We start from the raw sequence: 16472 nt of genomic DNA, 5'->3' as shown, positions 1-16472 counted from the left end.
ATCTGCCTCGTATAGTCGCCCGCCATCGTCTATGCCTGCAGGCCGTGGAGCTGCTGACCCCACTGGTAGACGGTGCCGACCGCGTCGATGCCGGTGACGCCGACGACGGTGCCGTCGGTCTCGTGGCGCACGATGAACTCCTCGCCGGCTTCCACCTGGGCGTCTGCACCAGCGGTGTACCCGACTCCGGAGATCATCTGACCGTAGACCAGCGCCATGTAGGGGCTGCGCGGCAGGTAGGTGCCCGGATCGTCGCTGATGTCGAGGTCGTGCAGTGCGGCCTGTGCGGCGTGCGTGCCCTGCGCGGCGGCGTCTTCCCAATGGTCGATGCGCCAGACGCCCAGTGCTTCGTCGTGATGCGTAGCTACACCTCCGGCGGCGTAGACGTGGTCTGCTGCGGCACGGAGGCGATCATCGACGTCGATGCCGTTCGTCCACGGCGACGGGGCTGCGGGCGTCGTGCCGAGCGCAACGAGGAGTAAGTCGGCCACGATGCGTTGATCGTCGTCGAGGGTGATGGCAACACCGGATTCTGTTTCGTCGACATGCTGGAGAGTGCGACCGAATCGAGTCTGCACCTTGGCGGCATGGTCAGCGGCGAGGCGCTCAGCCACCGGCGCCCCAAACGCTCCGATGCCGGGAACAGAACTGCGAGAGACCAGCATGACCATGTGTCCGTCGGCTTGCAGCGACGAAGCGGTCTCGGCTGCGATGATTCCGCCGCCATAGATCGTCACTCGCGCCGGCCGTGCCAGGCTGGTCAGCAGATCGCGGATACCCATGGCATCTTCCAAGGAGTGCAGAGCAGTGACCCGGCCTTGTCCGACGTCGTCGCCTTCGAGTACACCCGCGGGCAGAGAGCGGGGCACGCTCCCTGTCGCGACAATGAGCGCGTCGTAGGAGACCTGCGCGCCGGAGGTCAGTTGGACCCGCTTCGCCGTAGTATCGACATCGAGCACGGTGTCGGCGATGACCTCAATCTGAGGTAGCGGGAGCTTGATCATCTCCGGCGGGGTCGGGCCGAACGCGATTCCTTTGATGAGCATTCGCGTGTAAGGCGTCTCCCCGGTGCGGGTCACCATCGTCACCCGGACGTCGTCACGTGTGGCGAGAGTGCGGGCGGCTGCGGCTCCGGCTGCTCCTGAACCGAGGATGAGGACGTGTTGTGTGGTCATAGGGAAACTCCTGGGCTGCAGGTCGTGATCGATTTGGTGTGCGGGCGTCAGGAGCGAACGAGACGGGCGATGGCCTCGGATGCCTCGCCGAGCCTCTGCTCGCTGACTGGTCCACCGGCGAGGGCGGCGTCGAGGACGCAATGCTTGAGGTGATCGTCGAGCAGTCCGAGGGCGACGTTTTCGAGTGCCCTGGTGGCTGCGGAGATCTGGGTGAAGATGTCGATGCAGTAGCGGTCCTCATCGATCATCCGATCGATGCCGCGGATTTGGCCTTCGAGGCGCCGCAGGCGATTGCGGTACGTCGCCTTGTCGCTGATGTATCCGTGGACGGACGGATCGCCGTCGCCTCCCGCCGGGCAGGTGTCGATGTGAGGTTCGGTCATTGAGGTCGGGGTGGTCATGTCGGTTCGCTCCGATCAGGTGCCGGGGTGCCGCAGCGGTGCCGCGGCACCCCGGCACGCTGGTGGATTACGCCATGTTGGCGGCGTATTTGGCGGGGTCCGAATCAAATGCGGGGCCGCAGCCGGCGCAGCAGAAGTAGTAGCGCTCGCCCTTGAAGTCGCGGTAGAGGCCGGCGGCCTCGGCGGTCTTCTTGCTGACCGGGGTGCCGACCATGACCGGGCAGGTGGTCATGTCATCGGCGCCCCCGCCGAGCAGGTTCTCGCGTCCACCGTTCTCGGCGGCGGGGTTAGTCTCGTTCGTGCTACAGCAGTTGCTCATTTTCTGGTGTTCCTTCTGTATCGGATTCGTATGGATGGGTGGGTTCTGTATCGGATTGGTATGGATGGGTGGGTTCTCGTTCGTCACTTCGTGGCGACGCTCTTGAACCCGCGCAGGCGGAGGCTGTTGCCGACGACGAAGACGCTGGAGAACGCCATCGCCGCGCCTGCGAGCATGGGGTTGAGCATGCCCAGCGCTGCGACTGGGATCGCGGCGGTGTTATAGGCGAATGCCCAGAACAGGTTGGTCTTGATCGTCGAAAGTGTCTTCCGAGACAGACGGATCGCGTCGACCGCGGCCCGCAGGTCGCCGCGGACCAGGGTGATGTCGGAGGCCTCGATCGCGACGTCCGTGCCGGTGCCCATCGCCAGGCCCAGATCGGCCTGCGCGAGCGCGGGGGCGTCGTTGACGCCGTCGCCGACCATCGCGACGATCTTGCCCTCGCCCTGGAGACGGGTGACGACGTCGACCTTGTCCTTGGGCAGCACCTCGGCGATGACCTCCTCGATGCCGACCTCGGCGGCGATCTGGCGGGCCACGGCCTCATTGTCACCGGTGAGCAGCACCGGGGTCAGGCCGATCTCCTTGAGCCCGCGGATCGCCTCCGCGCTCGTGGGCTTGACGGTGTCGGCGACGACGAGGATGCCGCGCGCAGCACCGTCCCAGCCGATCGCGACGACCGTCTTGCCTTCACCCTCAGCTTGAGCCTTCGCCCGTGCGACCTCCGGAGAGAGCTTCTGTGACCAGTCGGCCAGCAGCGACTCGCGTCCGACGACGACCGGGGTGCCCTCGACGATGCCCTGCACGCCCTTGCCTTCAACATTGGCGAAGTCCTCGGGCGTGGGCAACTGGCCGACTTCCTGGGTGGCGCCCTTGGCGATCGCCTGCGCGATCGGGTGCTCCGAGGAGTCCTCCAACGCACCCGCGAAGCGCAGCAGCTCGGCACGGTCCACACCGGATTCGGTGATCACATCTGTCAGGGTCATCTTGCCGCTGGTGACGGTACCGGTCTTGTCGAGCACGACGGTATCGACCTTGCGGGTGGACTCCAGCACCTCTGGGCCCTTGATGAGGATGCCCATCTGCGCCCCGCGGCCGGTGCCGACCAGCAGCGCGGTCGGAGTCGCGAGTCCCAGCGCGCAGGGGCAGGCGATAACGAGCACGGCGACCGCTGCGGTGAACGCGGCGGCGACGGGGAATCCGGCTCCCAGCCAGGCGCCGAGGGTGATGAACGCGACGACGATGACGATCGGCACGAACACGCCGGAGATCGTGTCAGCCAGACGCTGCACCTCGGCCTTGCCAGTCTGCGCATCCTCGACGAGCTTCGCCATCTGCGCAAGCTGCGTGTCCGAACCGACACGGGTCGCCCGCACGACAAGGCGGCCGCCCGCGTTGACGGTGGCACCGGTGACCGAGTCGCCCTCGCGGACCTCGACCGGTACGGACTCGCCGGTGAGCATGGAGGCGTCCACCGCGGAGGAGCCGGAGACCACGATGCCGTCGGTGGCGATCTTCTCACCCGGACGAACGATGAACTCGTCGCCGACCTGGAGGTCAGAGGTGGGGATCTTCACCTCAACGCCGTCGCGGAGCACGGCGACTTCCTTCGCGCCGAGCTCCAGGAGGGCGCGCAGCGCGGCCCCGGCCTGGCGTTTGGAGCGCTTCTCGAAGTAGCGGCCGGCGAGGATGAACATCGTCACGCCCGCGCCAACTTCGAGATAGATGTTCGCCGCGCCATCCGAGGGAGCGATCGTGAACTCGAACGGGTGCGTCATCCCGGGTGTGCCAGCGGTTCCGAAGAATAGTGCGTAGACGGACCACAGCAGTGCGACCGAGGTGCCCATCGAGATGAGTGTGTCCATCGTCGCGGTACCGTGCTTGAGGTTCGTCCATGCGGCCTTATGGAACGGCCAGGCTGCCCAGATGATCACCGGGGCGGCAAGCGCGAGTGAGGCCCACTGCCAATATACGAACTGCAGTGCGGGGATCATGGCCATGGCGATCACGGGAACCGTGAGCACAATGGCGCCGACTAGCCGATGGCGCAGCGAGGTGAGCTCAGTGTCTTCCTCCTCCCCGGCCTCGGTCTCCGACGTGTTCGCCGTGGTGCCCTTGGGCTTGGGCAGCGCAGCCGTGTAGCCGGTCTTCTCGACCTCGGCGACCAGCAGGCCCGGATCGTAGCCGGCAGGCACGGTGACCTTGGCCTTCTCGGTGGCGTAGTTGACCGTGGCCGCGACGCCCTCGAGCTTGTTCAGCTTCTTCTCGATCCGGTTCGCACAGGAGGCGCAGGTCATCCCGCCGATCTCCAGCTCGATGTCCGGCCCACCGATGGGGGGCGCTAATGTACTCATCCTCTTCCTTCTCTCTTCATCTCTCGTGCGACGCCAGGCCCTGCGGGTCAGTGGCCGCCGGTATGCGAATCGTCTGTCTGCGAGCCGTCACCATGCTCGGCGTCGATCACGAACTCGGCGGTGTGCACCTGCCCATCGACCTGGAAGTCCAGGTAGAGCAGGTAACGGTCGGCGGTCGGGGCCTCCGCTGCGAATCCGATCTCGGGTCCGGCCGTGTCCCTGGCCTGGGGCTCGTCGCCCTCGGCGTGGACGTGCAAGTAGGCGAGGTCGCCTTCGCGCAGCGCCACCAGGTGGCCAAACGCGCCCAGGTAGGGCTCCAGCGTGGTCACCGGCTGACCGTCGCGCTCGACCGAGATGGTGAGCTCGCTTGAGGTGCCGGCGGTAAGGTCGCCATTCAGGGAGACGGTGTATCCGTCGACCTCGTCGGTGGTCTGTGACTCGGTCTCAACAGGGGCGAAGTCGCCCGCCACCTCGACGGCGCGAGTCAGGGTGATCCCTTCGGCTCCCTCGCCCTCGGGTGTGAAGTCGGCGTACACGCGGTAGGTGCCCGCCTCGTCCCAGGTCCACGGCACCGACCAAGTGCCTGTGCTCGTGTCAAGCTCGGGGTGCACGTGCTGGAAACCAGTACCATCGGTGCGAACGGCGATCAGATGCAGGTCCTTCTCGTGCGCGGTAGTGTACTCGGTCACCGCTTCGCCGGACTCGTCGAGGATCTGGAAACTCAGGTCTCCATCCTCGCCTGCAGCCGTGGGAGCCTGGACTGGGGAAAGTACGAAGCCGTCCGCGCTTGCGGAGACCCCGTTCAGAGTGGGCTCCGCAGTTTCTTGCGCAGCGCCGCCGTGTCCTTCACCGTGTGTGTTCACGTCACTTCCTTCTGCCCATGCTGCTACGAAGCTGTCAGGAATGACGGCGCCGGCAAGGCCGAAGGCCCCGCCGAACGCCACCACCAGCCCGGCCCCGTAGAGCGCAAGCCGTCCTCCGGCCTTCATCAGACACGCACCGCCGAGTAGCCGGCCTCCTCGACCGCCGCGAGGACCTTGGCATCGTCAATCTCGCCCTCGGCGGTGACGTTAAGCTTGCCGGTCTGCGCGCTGACCTGGATGTCCTGGACGCCGGGGATCTCACCGACTTCCTCGCGGACCGACATCTCGCAGTGCCCGCAGGTCATGCCCGTCACCTGGTAATTGTTCGAAGCCATTATGTATCCTCCTTGTGTCTCTGTAGTACCCCTACCGGGTACCTGTACAAGTCAACAGTATACCCCTGGCAGGTATTCCGCAAGAAGGGGGTGGTCGTATGAGCCACATCGCACGCGTGCTGCAGACGATGGCTGGAGCGTCCGACATGCGCCTCGTGGCGAAACGATGCTGCGGGGCGACCCGCTGGACGGTGTCGCTGCGCGTCGGAGAGTAGTGGTCCCGGTCTAATGAGAACCGTGGACTTCCTTGCCACGTCGGCGAAGGCAGTGACGACCGGTACGGGCCGGACACCACCAAACACCGATCAGTCGCTGGTGCTCATGGTACGAAGCCGGCCATGTCAACTGGATTCGCAGGCGTTCGAGATTGGTGAGTGGAACAGACGAATCCCAGCTGGAGTGCTCAGTTACGCCGGAGACAGTTAGCAGCCCCTGTGCAGGCATTAGTCAGGAAAAATAACCCCTCACAGGTTGCTGGCACTGACGCTTTTAAAAACAAAGGGTTCGGCGCACTCGTGCAGGCGGCCCGGGAGTCTCAGGAAGTCTTCGAAACCATCACGGCAGATCCAGGCAACCTCAATAAGTTCCTGGAGGTGCTAGCGCACATGATTGTCGCCGCCAAGGACGAGCAGCAGTCAAAGTAATCATCACGATAGGCACCCTGTATTAGTGATTACCGGTAGGGGTGCCCTCATCTAGTAGTTACGTGGCGAGAACGGATGATTACCGTAGGAGTTGCACTCTTAGTACTCTGAAGTGTTCGTATTCGATTGACTCAGAAATCATTAACGAGTTCTAGCCCTGCCTGAGGGGCGAGAGGCAGGGCTAGAACTTATACATAGTGGCCGTTCGGGGGGAAGCAACCTATAACCATTGTGCGGAGCTTCGACAAAAGTCACAAGGGATTGTTCACTCCAGTGAGCATTGGCAGTGAGGAAGAAAGTACTGGGGTTTATCTATGTGGTTTCTCTTTAAAGGCTCTTTGGTTATCTGTAGTCCTGGAGGCTGTGGTGCTTGGAGTAGTCCTGGTTGCCTCGGTGACAACCAAGCCTTTGATTTGGACGGCAGTACACATGAGTACCGCTAACCCCTATGATCCATAGTCGATGTCTTGTATCTATGCAGGATACTCTGCGGTTTTAGCATTTGTTGCAATATATTTCAAACACTGTTACTGCAGGTAAAACATATCTTTATGTGTGTCTCGCACAAAATGACAGTCATGTGTTTTACAGTTGAGAGATACTAAAGACGAAAGAAGGCCACTCGGCGGCAACCAAGTGACCTTCGCTTATCACCCAGTAGTAGCTGGGGGAAAGCATGTGCATGATTCTATCTAATGATTCCTCTCCGGGCACTTTGACCGGTGCGCGTGTTGGTACGCCATCTAGAGTGCGCCAGGATTGCGCAGGTCTAGATGATACTCCGGCAAGTCAGCTTGACCGGGAAAAACTTCTCCAGCATCTTGGGCGTGATGCGCTACACGGTTCTATCAGCCGTGACTTTCAAAGTGCTTACCGTGTCGTGGTAGATGAAGAAACCGGTAAGAAGCGCAGCGTTCCGAGACTTTATCGCACTGATTCGGAGAAACTCGGTCGATGTGAATACGTCATGCTGACGAATAAGCAATATTCTGCGGTTATGGTTATTGATGTTGACCAGCCCGGAGAATCTGGAGGCCATCCAGTTCATCTCAATGCTTATGTTAAAAGCGTTATCTTCGCCCTTGTCCAGCGAGGCATTGGGCCAGCATGGGCCGGGATTAATCCGCTAAGTGGTAAAGCTCAGTTTATTTGGCTGATTGACCCGGTGTATACCGGCAAAAATAAGCATTCCAGCAATATGGAGCTGCTAAAAGCTACGAGCCAGGAGTTAGGCGCTCTTCTCGCACATGACCCGCACTTTGCGCACCGTTTTAGTCGTAGTCCTTTTTATACTGGTAAGTCAGTAGAGGCATATCGCTGGTATCACCAACACGATCGCGTCATTCGCCTCCAGGACTTTCTAAGGCAGGTGCGTGAGATGGCTGGACACCCTCAGTACGGTAAAAACATGCGTCAGCAATTTAGCTCTGGTCGTGAACTCATCAATGCAGTGAAGGCTCGTCGAGAAGAAGCCCAAGCCTTCAAAGCTCTTGCAGAAGATGTTGAAAACGAAATAGGCGCAGGACTTGATCAATATGACCCAGAACTGATCGACGGCGTCCGTGTCCTTTGGATTAGTCAAGGGTGCGCGGCCCGTGATGAAACGGCGTTCCGCCATGCTTTAAAGACCGGACACCGGCTCCGTGCTGCTGGACAACGCCTCACCGATGCGGCCATCATCGATGCCTATGAGCATGCGCTACAACACGCGCAGACGACACTCCTGGTGCAACCTTCTAGCCCCCGATGACTTCGAAGCACTCACATCAGCTACACTGACCCAAGCAGCATAGATAACCCCCGACGTGTCCACTTTCCGGGGGTCAGGCCCCATTTCAGGTCACTATGTACGCCTATGACTCATAGACAGCATTCACCTTGTTCGAGAGCAGTCTGACGACTATTTAAAGCAGTGTTAAGGCAATGTCCGTGCTTGATAACTTCACCGGCATCATGATGGATCAGTGACGCGGCATTGATGATGTCATCCATCATCCCCGTTAAATCTCGATAAAAGATAGGTTCATGATGAGCAATCCGATTCCTGAACGAACGGATGCGATTAAACTCGCCATGGATCTGCGCTCTACCCCAACCGTCTGAGTTATTGGAGAATGCGTTGATTAGGGCAGCTTCCCAGAGCGTTTTTTCATAGTTGTAGGTAGAAGATCGTGGCTTACCTTTTTCTAGAAGACGTACCCAGTCCCCCAGACTGGATGAACCAACAACAGCGTCAGGAGTTAGTTCTTTATTCTTGATTTTCAGGATGGGCCTAAGGCGGGTAATAGTCTTGTCGAAATTCGCTCGATCATCATCCAGTAGAGGTAGCAGATCGTTGTCCAAAATCCACTCTGAACCATACTTAGATGAGAGTGCTTCATGCATTGCGTTGCGCAGAGTCACTTCAAGGATGGCCAACGGCCCTAGGAAGGCCGACGCCAGCTCGTGATTCCAAAAATACAGCCGAACAGCTTGTTCGGCTGTTCTGCCGTCATCGTGGTAACGAGTCAGCCGTGGGGTGGAGACGAATTCTTCTATGCGGAACGCCACAGGATCAAACAACATTGCCTCACAATAGCAAGCGCCCCAGAGGACCTAGACACATCTCCGAAAAGATGCCGGTAGCTACTGGGGCTTACAAAAGGCAACGGTACTCATCTGCGCGCGAAGGGGCAAAATACAATCACCTCCAAATGGGGGCATTAGGGCATTCTCGGAGCTTTACCCGAGGCGGAGCGCCAGGTGGCGGCTGTTACATATCGACGCTCAGCGATCGGTATGACCGTATTTACCGTTTTCGGGTTATAAGGACGTCACTGCCGTTTTTTTAGTAAGTCAGCAATGGCCTCATCTACCAGCTTGTTTACAGCCAGATCATTGGTCACTGCATAGACCTTCAACTGCTTGTATAGATCCGCATTGAGCGTCAGGGACGTCTTCGTTGTTGGTGACGCCGTCTCAGTGGTGCGGAATGTTTCCTGAACAGACTTTGTCGGCGCGCTCTTACGCGGCCCCAGCTTGGACTTGTTTGAGTCAGTCATCGTTTATTCCATTCTTTCCGTGATCTCGGAGAACAATTCGTCGTATCCATACAAACGCTCAGGGCAACGACCCTGAGACTTTCGGATCTCCTGCTGCTTGGTGATGACAGTGGAGAATCGATCGGCGTCGTCGTTGTCGTCAAAGACCGCCAAGGTGTCGCGCAGGAGCACCGTATTCTTCTCGGCTGACGTGATCAGCACCGCAGCTGGTCGGTGCGACGCAGCCGCTACCGTCTGCCATGCTCGCTGTAGATCCAGCGACGATGGAGCCGCGGGGATGATCACCAGATCAGCAGAATCAATTGCCTTCTGAATTACCTGCGCATCACCAGGAGGCGTATCCACGATCGTGATCTCTGCGCGCCCGGCTTTACCTACCGTGATGGCATTGACAGGAAGAACGTCAAAGGGCAACGGCTCGCCATCTTCAGCGGCCATCTCAGCCCATTCTGTGGCCGAGCCCTGGCTGTCTGCATCCCACAGTTCAACCGAGTGACCCCGCTTGGCTGCGGCCAGTGACAGAAACATCGCAGACACAGTTTTGCCGCACCCCCCCTTCGTGTTGGCAATCACGATCTTCATAACTTTTCCTCCAGTGAATTGGCGTCTCCCTACGGCGGCAATTCGGTAGATACCGTCTTACCTTCTTACGATCTTACCGTGGTACCGTCCGCATTACAACCGTACGTCCCGATTTAACTACTTCGGTATGTCGGCATTTACCGCGCACGGTATTTATTCCGCTCGGGGCAGTATGGATGCCGAAGTCAGGCCGTGACCATCTATAAATGCTGCGCTTGCCTTGAACGGCGTCGCTTGTTTGATCACGGTGCGCCCGATGGAATATCGACGCAGCCCGAACAGCTTCCTGAGCACCTCTCCCGTTGTAAGAGCGTCGCCTAATGCGCTGTGCGCTTCCTGATTTCTCACCCTTGTGTGCTGCGCAAGCGACTCGAGGCTGCATGACGTTCCTTTAGGGACAACTTGTCGTGCAAGTCTCATTGAGTCCACGAAAGGGAAGAAGATGTCCTCATCGTCCAGGCGGTCAGATTCGGCCACGAGCATGTCGGCATCAAACGTCGCGTTATGAGCCAGCAAAACCTTGCCGCGAAGTTCAGCCAATAGCTCTGCATAGATCTGCGCAAACGTCGGAGCGTCGCTCACCATGGCATCAGAGATGCCGTGGATGGACGAGTTGGGGATAGGACGACCTGGATTAACGAGTGTGTGCCATCGGTTAACCTCGCTGAACCCCGAGTCCAGCGTGACGACCGCGATCTCGACAATCCGATCCTTCTTTGGACTCAGACCTGTGGTCTCTGTATCGATCAGGGCGAACTGGAGACGATTAAACATCGGCAAAAACTGCATTGACATGCACATCCTTTGAGTGGGAACGATCCGCGATTTTTTGGGGCATATAGTAAGGGGGAGGCGCTGACTCTCCAGCCTGAAGAATCTAATGGGGCTGTCGAACTCACCGAAGAGCAGATTGCTCAACTCCAGCAGACACAAGAGCTGCTTCGCAAAATGTGGGCACGCTAGACGAAAACGAGGACTAACTAATGAAGACCACAGATATTGCTGCACAACTTGATCAGATTCTCGATACCGGACTAGAAGACGCCACGTGGCGCATCCATATGTCCGCACAGATCCAGGGCTACGGCCCGCGAGCTACCAACGTCGATGACCTTGACGCCCACGAGATCTACGAACGTGCCGTAGCTCAAGCAGCTGTTGAAACTGCTTTAATCCGTCACGGTGAGTATGAAGATGCCAACGGTCATGTGGTCATCCGAGAAATCAACGGCCTCAACCTGCACTTCTAGCATCTGACCGGTATCGCGGTATTCACCGCGCTACCGGGATACCGCGAGCGGTATCTAGGGTGAGTGCTGCGCACTCTCTGTGGTGTGCGCCCGCAGCCCGACCTGTCGGCCGGGCTCTGGAAGCGGGCTCGAGGAGGGATCATCCCGCGGCGTTCCGCCGCGTGCTGATGCTGATGCGCACCCCAAGGGGGGTGCGTTTTCTCGTTTTTCGACCCGAGAAGCCTTCGGCAATTGTACGTGCGCTCCGCTGCGCGCAAGTCCTGCTCACCTGCGGTGAGCCGGATTCATCCCGAAAACTTTGTCCCACGCGCCCCACCTGTGGTGGGGCTTATTTCGTGGGAAAACTTTGTCTCCTTTCTCCGGTTCCAGGACTTGCACTGCGCGTCGCTTACTAATCGGCACTTCGTGCCTTCTCGGGCGAAAAACGAGGAGGAGAGCAAGGGTGGCAGACGGTCACCGATTCACTAACAGTCCAAGGAGGACACCACACCATGTCACATTCAGAGGGCATTGAACGCAAAATCAAAGCGCTACTCGAGATGGCGCGCAGCCGTGAAGGCCAACCAGATGCAGAGGCTTTCCGCAGCCGAGCACTGGAAATGATGGCCAAGTACGGAATCAACGAACACGACCTGGCTCAAGACACGGCCGACGAAATGATTCATGAAGAGCTCACCCTCAGCGGTGCCTACACTGATTGCCAGAGCGGGTTGCTTTGGCGCATTGCCAAAGCATTGCATTGCGAGCCGGTGCTATGGGCAACGCGAAACTCCAACAAGATCACCAGGGTGGAAATTTTCGGACGGAGCAAGCACGTCAAGCGCGTGATGATGATGTTCAGCTACCTCAACCCTCACATGCTCACCCAAGCAAAGCGCGCCAACCTGGATGACTTCATCGGGGTATCCACCGTCGTCCAACGCCGCTCATGGATGGCAGGGTTCGCGCAGACGATCGCTCGACGGCTTGTGGAGATCGAAGACGGACAGAGCCACCAATTCGATACCGATAGTGACAAGGGCGAGCTTGTTCTGCTCAGCGACGCAGAGGCAGCACGTCAGGCGAAGAAAGACATGCACGGACGCCTATACAGCAGAAAGAGCAATAACCGCCTAGACCCCCAAGGCTTTTCCCACGGTTCTAATGCAGGTCGCAACGTTGATCTTGGTCAACAGCGCATGAACAACCGTAAGGCACTCAGCCGCTAAGGATGTTCGGGAGGGGCGCGCATTCCCCAATCACGCGCACCAACATAACTCGCTCCACCGTAAGGGAAAGACCCCAACCGCCCGAGGGCACTTGGGGTCTCACCGATTCACTAAGGACACAATAACACATGGCAATCAGCAATGACAACACGCCCATGACAACCGCCGATTTCCTCAAAACACTCGACCGCTCCGAAGACTCCCGCGACATCGCACTCATCGAACTAGGTATCAGTGCCAGCCAGCTCGCAGCCGAAGGAAAGCTAACCCCTACTGCACTCCTGCACTATCATCTCGATGCCGACGAACGGGAAGCGCTGCCCACAGATCGCAGCGCGCTTGACCAGATTCTTATCCACATCCGTCAGCGATAGTTCCGTCCGCCAGACCCCGGCCGCGGCGGGTTGGTGTGTCTGGCTTGGCCTGGGGCCAGCCACACCAACCGGGGGAAGGGGAGGCTGGTGGGGTGTGTGTTCTGCGGCGCACCAGTGCTTGGAATAGCACTGGCACTTGCAGCTCCCAACCCCACCAGCCTGCTCGAGAGTTGTTCGGCGAGGTCCCTCGCCGGTGAAACGGTATCGCGGTATTCACCGCGCTACCGGGATACCGCGAGCGGTATCTACCGTGAGTGCTGCGCACTCTCTGTGGTGTGCGCCCGCAGCCCGACCTGTCGGCCGGGCTCTGGAAGCGGGCTCGAGGAGGGATCATCCCGCGGCGTTCCGCCGCGTGCTGATGCTGATGCGCACCCCAAGGGGGGTGCGTTTTCTCGTTTTTCGACCCGAGAAGCCTTCGGCAATTGTACGTGCGCTCCGCTGCGCGCAAGTCCTGCTCACCTGCGGTGAGCCGGATTCATCCCGAAAACTTTGTCCCACGCGCCCCACCTGTGGTGGGGCTTATTTCGTGGGAAAACTTGTTCTCCTTTCTCCGGTTCCAGGACTTGCACTGCGCGTCGCTTACTAATCGGCACTTCGTGCCTTCTCGGGCGAAAAACGAGGAGGTAAGGCAGGTGGCAGACGGGTCACCGATTCACTATCAGTCCAAGGAGGACACCACACCATGAGTGTTTTTGACAACGAGTCTTTTCCGCAGGAGATCGTGGCAGGCATTACTGCGCTTTTGAAGAAAAACCCACAGGACTACTTCGCGCTAGTGGGGCTCAACGACCTCACCGACTCCGCGATTCAGATTCCAGTTCTCGCTGGATTCTCGTGGGTTGAACAAGCCGAGGAGAACCTCAACACCGCAGGAGAAAACCTGCTGGGAATCCTCAACGAGATTGCCCACACCTCGACCAAGAAGCTCGCAGTGGTCACCATCTCTGACAACAACGAGCTGCAACCCATCGCAGAGCTGGCAGAGTTCATCGCCGGTCTCATGGGAATGGAAATCATCGCAAACCTGCGCGTTCCCACGATCGAAGCAGGCGCACCCATCACCGGTTCTGTTCATGGCCACGCCGTGGCCATGACGCAAATCGACCCTACCGAGTCCCAGGCACACCAAAAGTCCGACCCGTGGGCACCACCGGCAGACAGTGAGGAGTTTGAAAACATGCTGCGCGACTTCTTCAACGAGGGATAGCCCAAGCAGGGGAGGGGCGCGCATTCCCCAATCACGCGCACCGACAAGCCACCGATTCACTCAAAGGATTCACACAATGAACTACCGCCACACCGCCGACTTCTCCGAAGGACGCATCACCGCAGCAGTCACCTCCAGCATGACCAAGTACATCACCACCACGCCTGACGACCACCACGCCCGCGCTATCGATCACGCCCTGCACGCCAACCCCGAAACCCCTGACTTCCTCGGACACATCCATCGCGCCAACCTCGCCCACGGCATGACCCCCGTCGAGTCCTACCGCAACCTCGTAGACCACGCCCACCAGCAAGCCCGCCACCTATGGGACACCGTATGCAGGTTCGTTGACGTCGATCCCGACGACACATGCGCCTACGTCATGGAAAACTTCCTCAGCAGCCTACGCACACACGGCTCAGACATCCTCACCACCGGCGGACTGGACACCACCGGAAGCATCCTTAACTTCCTAGCCTTCCTCTCCAACAAAGGCGAGTGCGCCAACCATTACGACATGGTTCGCACCGAGATTTTCACCACCATCGCCCACGCTCTCGAAGATGCAGAGATGGCCACGGCCAACGCCTAAAACCTGCGCAAGCCCGCCTGCTGTTTTTCGGCGGCGGGTTGGTGTGTCTGGCTTGGCCAGGGGCCAGCCACACCAACCGGGGGGAACGGAAGGCGGGTGGGGTGTGTGTTCTGCGGCGCACCATTGCTTGGAATAGCACTGGCACTTGCAGCCCCCAACCCCACCAGCCTGCTCGAGAGTTGTTCGGCGAGATCCCTCACCGGTATCCCGGTATCTAGGGTGAGTGCTTCGCACTCTCTGTGTTGTGCGCCCGCAGCCCGACCCCAAGGGGCCGGTCTGTGGAAGCGGGCTCGAGAAGGAATCATCCCGCGGCGTTCCGCCGCGTGCTGATGCTGATGCACACCCCACTGTGTGGGGTGTGGTTCTCGTTTTTCGACCCGAGAAGCCTTCGGCAATTGTACGTGCGCTCCGCTGCGCGCAAGTCCTGCTCACCTGTGGTGAGCCGGATTCATCCCGAAAACTTTGTCCCACGCGCTCCGGCCTGGCGGCCTGCGCTTATTTCGTGGGAAAACTTGTTCTCCTTTCTCCGGTTCCAGGACGTTGCACTGCGCGTCGCGCACTAATCGGCACTTCGTGCCTTCTCGGGCGAATAACGAGGAGGAGAGCAAGGGTGGCAGACGGGTCACCGATTCACTAAGTCCAAGGAGGACACCACACCATGGATCAGAGAAGCCTCATCCAGCGAGCACACGACATCCTCGATCACGCCGACGAGGTGGGCAATGGAAGCAACGAGGTCATCGACCAGTTCATTGTTTGTGGACTCATTGAACTCGATGAACTTCACCGTGATCAGATTCCAGAGCGGGTCTACCACAGCATCTGGCAAGTCGGAGCAGACCTCGAACTTGCCGAGTTCGTTCTCTCGGTAGCCCCCAACGGATCTCTCATCGCAATGGACGCAGAGGGAAACACCTACGCGCTCGACCGTGAAGCACTGACAATCGGTATCAACCAATACATCACCACAGCCGTAGATATGCGCCATGATCCCGAGGTCACAGCAGACTTCATCTTGGCTGCCTACGACATCCGTGCCCAACGCTGGGATGATCTGCGACTCGATGAGGCCATCACCCAGTCAATCATTGAGTTTACGATTGAAGAACTACGAGACGGTGCGCGCTAGACAGGGTATGACGATGGGAGATATTGACCACTGGTTTAAAGGGATACAAATAGTCATCACTCTTGGTGGCTTCATTGCAGTGCTGATGTCCCTTCGCCAGAAAACAAACAGTGATGGTCGCGCAGAATGGTGGAAACGCTACACATGGGCTATCGAACGTTTAGACGACGATGTCGACGATGCGCTTTTCCATCTCGGTGTACTCGCCGAAAGTTCCCTAGCAACCAAAACAGAAGCTCAAATTGTCCAAGACCTTCTCTACAAGCAGGAGATGAGAGATAATGAACAGGGAGACAATGAAACAGGAGAACAATCATGACGCACCTCCAACTCACTAAGCAGCAGCGCCAAGACCGCGCCCGCGTGATCGTCAAAGCCAGCAAGAAAACCGGCGACATTCTCCCGCGACGGATCTACGAGCTCGCAGGAGCTGAAGTTCCTCGCAAAGCCACTGATAAACTCCAACGCAAATAACACCACATTCCAGATAAGCAAGCGGGGTTGCGCCCAAGCAAGGCGCGATCCCGCTTCTTCTATGTCCCGATTTTTCGGCGGTGGGTTGGTGTGTCTGGCTTGGCCTGGGGCCAGCCACACCAACCGGGGGGGGGATGGAAGGCTGGTGGGGTGTGTGTTCTGCGGCGCCCCAGTGCTGGGAATAGCACTGGGCTTGCAGCTCCCAACCCCACCAGCCTGCTCGAGAGTTGTTCGGCGAGATCCCTCGCCGGTGAAGTGGTATCGCGGTGTGTACCGCGCTACCGGGATACCGCGAGCGGTATCTAGGGTGAGTGCTGCGCACTCGCTGTGGTGTGCGCCCGCAGCCCGACCTGTCGGCCGGGCTCTGAATGCGGGCTCGAGAGGGAATCATCCCGCGGCGTTCCGCCGCGTGCTGATGCTGATGCACACCCCACTGTGTGGGGTGTGGTTCTCGTTTTTCGACCCGAGAAGCCTTCGGCAATTGTACGTGCGCTCCGCTGCGCGCAAGTCCTGCTCACCTG

The 16472-nt window shown here is 59.1% G+C and carries 19 protein-coding genes and 1 pseudogene; 10 read left to right on the top strand and 10 right to left on the bottom strand.

The annotated features are described in order from the left end of the window. Nucleotides 1-29: 29 nt before the first annotated feature. The 6 genes from IM764_RS09595 to IM764_RS09570 all read right to left on the bottom strand — a co-directional run bounded on the left by IM764_RS09595 (nt 30) and on the right by IM764_RS09570 (nt 5447). Complete coding sequence (locus IM764_RS09595; RefSeq protein ID WP_228073731.1) at nt 30-1316, bottom strand: FAD-dependent oxidoreductase; 1287 nt, start codon at nt 1314-1316, stop codon at nt 30-32. Next, the gene (locus IM764_RS09590; protein WP_083290896.1) at nt 1223-1576 is read right to left on the bottom strand and encodes a metal-sensitive transcriptional regulator; all 354 of its coding nucleotides are present in this window, start codon (nt 1574-1576) and stop codon (nt 1223-1225) included. Before IM764_RS09590 ends, IM764_RS09595 begins: the two co-directional genes overlap by 94 nt. Nucleotides 1577-1643: 67 nt before the next feature. Next, nucleotides 1644-1982 (bottom strand): YHS domain-containing protein, encoded by a 339-nt coding sequence (locus IM764_RS09585; protein WP_306345856.1) that lies wholly within the window; start codon nt 1980-1982, stop codon nt 1644-1646. After that, complete coding sequence (locus tag IM764_RS09580) at nt 1979-4249, bottom strand: cation-translocating P-type ATPase (protein WP_070478511.1); 2271 nt, start codon at nt 4247-4249, stop codon at nt 1979-1981. Before IM764_RS09580 ends, IM764_RS09585 begins: the two co-directional genes overlap by 4 nt. A gap of 47 nt (nt 4250-4296) precedes the next feature. Then, a complete protein-coding gene (locus tag IM764_RS09575) occupies nt 4297-5238 on the bottom strand; it encodes a hypothetical protein (RefSeq protein WP_070478510.1) in 942 nt (313 codons plus the stop codon). Continuing rightward, nucleotides 5238-5447, bottom strand: a complete 210-nt coding sequence (locus IM764_RS09570) for a heavy-metal-associated domain-containing protein (protein WP_070478508.1) — start codon at nt 5445-5447, stop codon at nt 5238-5240. The genes IM764_RS09575 and IM764_RS09570 overlap by 1 nt, the downstream gene beginning before the upstream one ends. A 515-nt stretch (nt 5448-5962) precedes the next feature. Between IM764_RS09570 and IM764_RS10495 the strand changes: the two genes are divergently transcribed. Both IM764_RS10495 and IM764_RS10400 read left to right on the top strand, forming a co-directional pair. Continuing rightward, the gene (locus IM764_RS10495; protein WP_255510501.1) at nt 5963-6091 is read left to right on the top strand and encodes a hypothetical protein; all 129 of its coding nucleotides are present in this window, start codon (nt 5963-5965) and stop codon (nt 6089-6091) included. Nucleotides 6092-6767: 676 nt separating this feature from the next. After that, a pseudogene (locus IM764_RS10400) lies at nt 6768-7442 on the top strand (replication initiation protein); the annotation flags it as partial. A gap of 509 nt (nt 7443-7951) precedes the next feature. Here IM764_RS10400 and IM764_RS09560 read toward each other — a convergent pair. From IM764_RS09560 to IM764_RS09545, 4 genes are all read right to left on the bottom strand, one after another. Beyond that, complete coding sequence (locus tag IM764_RS09560; protein WP_194187676.1) at nt 7952-8656, bottom strand: Abi family protein; 705 nt, start codon at nt 8654-8656, stop codon at nt 7952-7954. A 248-nt stretch (nt 8657-8904) separates the two neighbouring features. Then, a complete protein-coding gene (locus tag IM764_RS09555; protein WP_194187675.1) occupies nt 8905-9132 on the bottom strand; it encodes a hypothetical protein in 228 nt (75 codons plus the stop codon). Between the two features lie 3 nt (nt 9133-9135). Then, nucleotides 9136-9714, bottom strand: coding sequence for a ParA family protein (locus IM764_RS09550; RefSeq protein WP_099299347.1), 579 nt, complete (start codon nt 9712-9714; stop codon nt 9136-9138). A gap of 153 nt (nt 9715-9867) precedes the next feature. Then, a complete protein-coding gene (locus IM764_RS09545) occupies nt 9868-10509 on the bottom strand; it encodes a 3'-5' exonuclease (protein WP_194187674.1) in 642 nt (213 codons plus the stop codon). A 188-nt stretch (nt 10510-10697) separates the two neighbouring features. Between IM764_RS09545 and IM764_RS09540 the strand changes: the two genes are divergently transcribed. The 8 genes from IM764_RS09540 (at nt 10698) to IM764_RS09505 (ending at nt 15951) form a co-directional block, all read left to right on the top strand. Further along, nucleotides 10698-10964 carry a hypothetical protein gene (locus tag IM764_RS09540; protein WP_099299349.1) on the top strand — a complete coding sequence of 89 codons (267 nt, stop codon included), beginning with the start codon at nt 10698-10700 and terminating at the stop codon, nt 10962-10964. 491 nt (nt 10965-11455) lie between these two features. Further along, complete coding sequence (locus IM764_RS09535) at nt 11456-12172, top strand: DUF2786 domain-containing protein (RefSeq protein WP_194187673.1); 717 nt, start codon at nt 11456-11458, stop codon at nt 12170-12172. 128 nt (nt 12173-12300) lie between these two features. Next, nucleotides 12301-12546 carry a hypothetical protein gene (locus tag IM764_RS09530; protein ID WP_194187672.1) on the top strand — a complete coding sequence of 82 codons (246 nt, stop codon included), beginning with the start codon at nt 12301-12303 and terminating at the stop codon, nt 12544-12546. A gap of 682 nt (nt 12547-13228) precedes the next feature. Continuing rightward, the gene (locus IM764_RS09525) at nt 13229-13753 is read left to right on the top strand and encodes a hypothetical protein (protein WP_194187671.1); all 525 of its coding nucleotides are present in this window, start codon (nt 13229-13231) and stop codon (nt 13751-13753) included. A gap of 76 nt (nt 13754-13829) precedes the next feature. Next, nucleotides 13830-14348, top strand: coding sequence for a hypothetical protein (locus IM764_RS09520; RefSeq protein ID WP_194187670.1), 519 nt, complete (start codon nt 13830-13832; stop codon nt 14346-14348). 658 nt (nt 14349-15006) lie between these two features. Then, the gene (locus IM764_RS09515) at nt 15007-15477 is read left to right on the top strand and encodes a hypothetical protein (protein WP_194187669.1); all 471 of its coding nucleotides are present in this window, start codon (nt 15007-15009) and stop codon (nt 15475-15477) included. Nucleotides 15478-15490: 13 nt separating this feature from the next. After that, nucleotides 15491-15796, top strand: a complete 306-nt coding sequence (locus IM764_RS09510; protein WP_194187668.1) for a hypothetical protein — start codon at nt 15491-15493, stop codon at nt 15794-15796. Further along, nucleotides 15793-15951, top strand: coding sequence for a hypothetical protein (locus IM764_RS09505; RefSeq protein WP_194187667.1), 159 nt, complete (start codon nt 15793-15795; stop codon nt 15949-15951). The genes IM764_RS09510 and IM764_RS09505 overlap by 4 nt, the downstream gene beginning before the upstream one ends. Nucleotides 15952-16472 lie beyond the last annotated feature (521 nt).

Source organism: Corynebacterium sp. ED61 (genome assembly GCF_015233855.1).
GTDB lineage: Bacteria > Actinomycetota > Actinomycetes > Mycobacteriales > Mycobacteriaceae > Corynebacterium > Corynebacterium dentalis.
Note: the sequence above shows the minus strand (reverse complement) of the source record. Positions and strands in the feature narration are given on the sequence as shown.

What these genes read in the sequence shown, in the direction of transcription:
- IM764_RS09560 (WP_194187676.1), bottom strand. Translation starts at nt 8,656, where the DNA reads ATGTTGTTTGATCCTGTGGCGTTCCGCATAGAAGAATTCGTCTCCACC.
- IM764_RS09525 (WP_194187671.1), top strand. Translation starts at nt 13,229, where the DNA reads ATGAGTGTTTTTGACAACGAGTCTTTTCCGCAGGAGATCGTGGCAGGC.
- IM764_RS09505 (WP_194187667.1), top strand. Translation starts at nt 15,793, where the DNA reads ATGACGCACCTCCAACTCACTAAGCAGCAGCGCCAAGACCGCGCCCGC.
- IM764_RS09590 (WP_083290896.1), bottom strand. Translation starts at nt 1,576, where the DNA reads ATGACCACCCCGACCTCAATGACCGAACCTCACATCGACACCTGCCCG.
- IM764_RS09535 (WP_194187673.1), top strand. Translation starts at nt 11,456, where the DNA reads ATGTCACATTCAGAGGGCATTGAACGCAAAATCAAAGCGCTACTCGAG.
- IM764_RS09510 (WP_194187668.1), top strand. Translation starts at nt 15,491, where the DNA reads ATGGGAGATATTGACCACTGGTTTAAAGGGATACAAATAGTCATCACT.
- IM764_RS09575 (WP_070478510.1), bottom strand. Translation starts at nt 5,238, where the DNA reads ATGAAGGCCGGAGGACGGCTTGCGCTCTACGGGGCCGGGCTGGTGGTG.
- IM764_RS09530 (WP_194187672.1), top strand. Translation starts at nt 12,301, where the DNA reads ATGGCAATCAGCAATGACAACACGCCCATGACAACCGCCGATTTCCTC.
- IM764_RS09515 (WP_194187669.1), top strand. Translation starts at nt 15,007, where the DNA reads ATGGATCAGAGAAGCCTCATCCAGCGAGCACACGACATCCTCGATCAC.
- IM764_RS09545 (WP_194187674.1), bottom strand. Translation starts at nt 10,509, where the DNA reads ATGTCAATGCAGTTTTTGCCGATGTTTAATCGTCTCCAGTTCGCCCTG.
- IM764_RS09540 (WP_099299349.1), top strand. Translation starts at nt 10,698, where the DNA reads ATGAAGACCACAGATATTGCTGCACAACTTGATCAGATTCTCGATACC.
- IM764_RS09580 (WP_070478511.1), bottom strand. Translation starts at nt 4,249, where the DNA reads ATGAGTACATTAGCGCCCCCCATCGGTGGGCCGGACATCGAGCTGGAG.
- IM764_RS09570 (WP_070478508.1), bottom strand. Translation starts at nt 5,447, where the DNA reads ATGGCTTCGAACAATTACCAGGTGACGGGCATGACCTGCGGGCACTGC.
- IM764_RS09555 (WP_194187675.1), bottom strand. Translation starts at nt 9,132, where the DNA reads ATGACTGACTCAAACAAGTCCAAGCTGGGGCCGCGTAAGAGCGCGCCG.
- IM764_RS09520 (WP_194187670.1), top strand. Translation starts at nt 13,830, where the DNA reads ATGAACTACCGCCACACCGCCGACTTCTCCGAAGGACGCATCACCGCA.
- IM764_RS09550 (WP_099299347.1), bottom strand. Translation starts at nt 9,714, where the DNA reads ATGAAGATCGTGATTGCCAACACGAAGGGGGGGTGCGGCAAAACTGTG.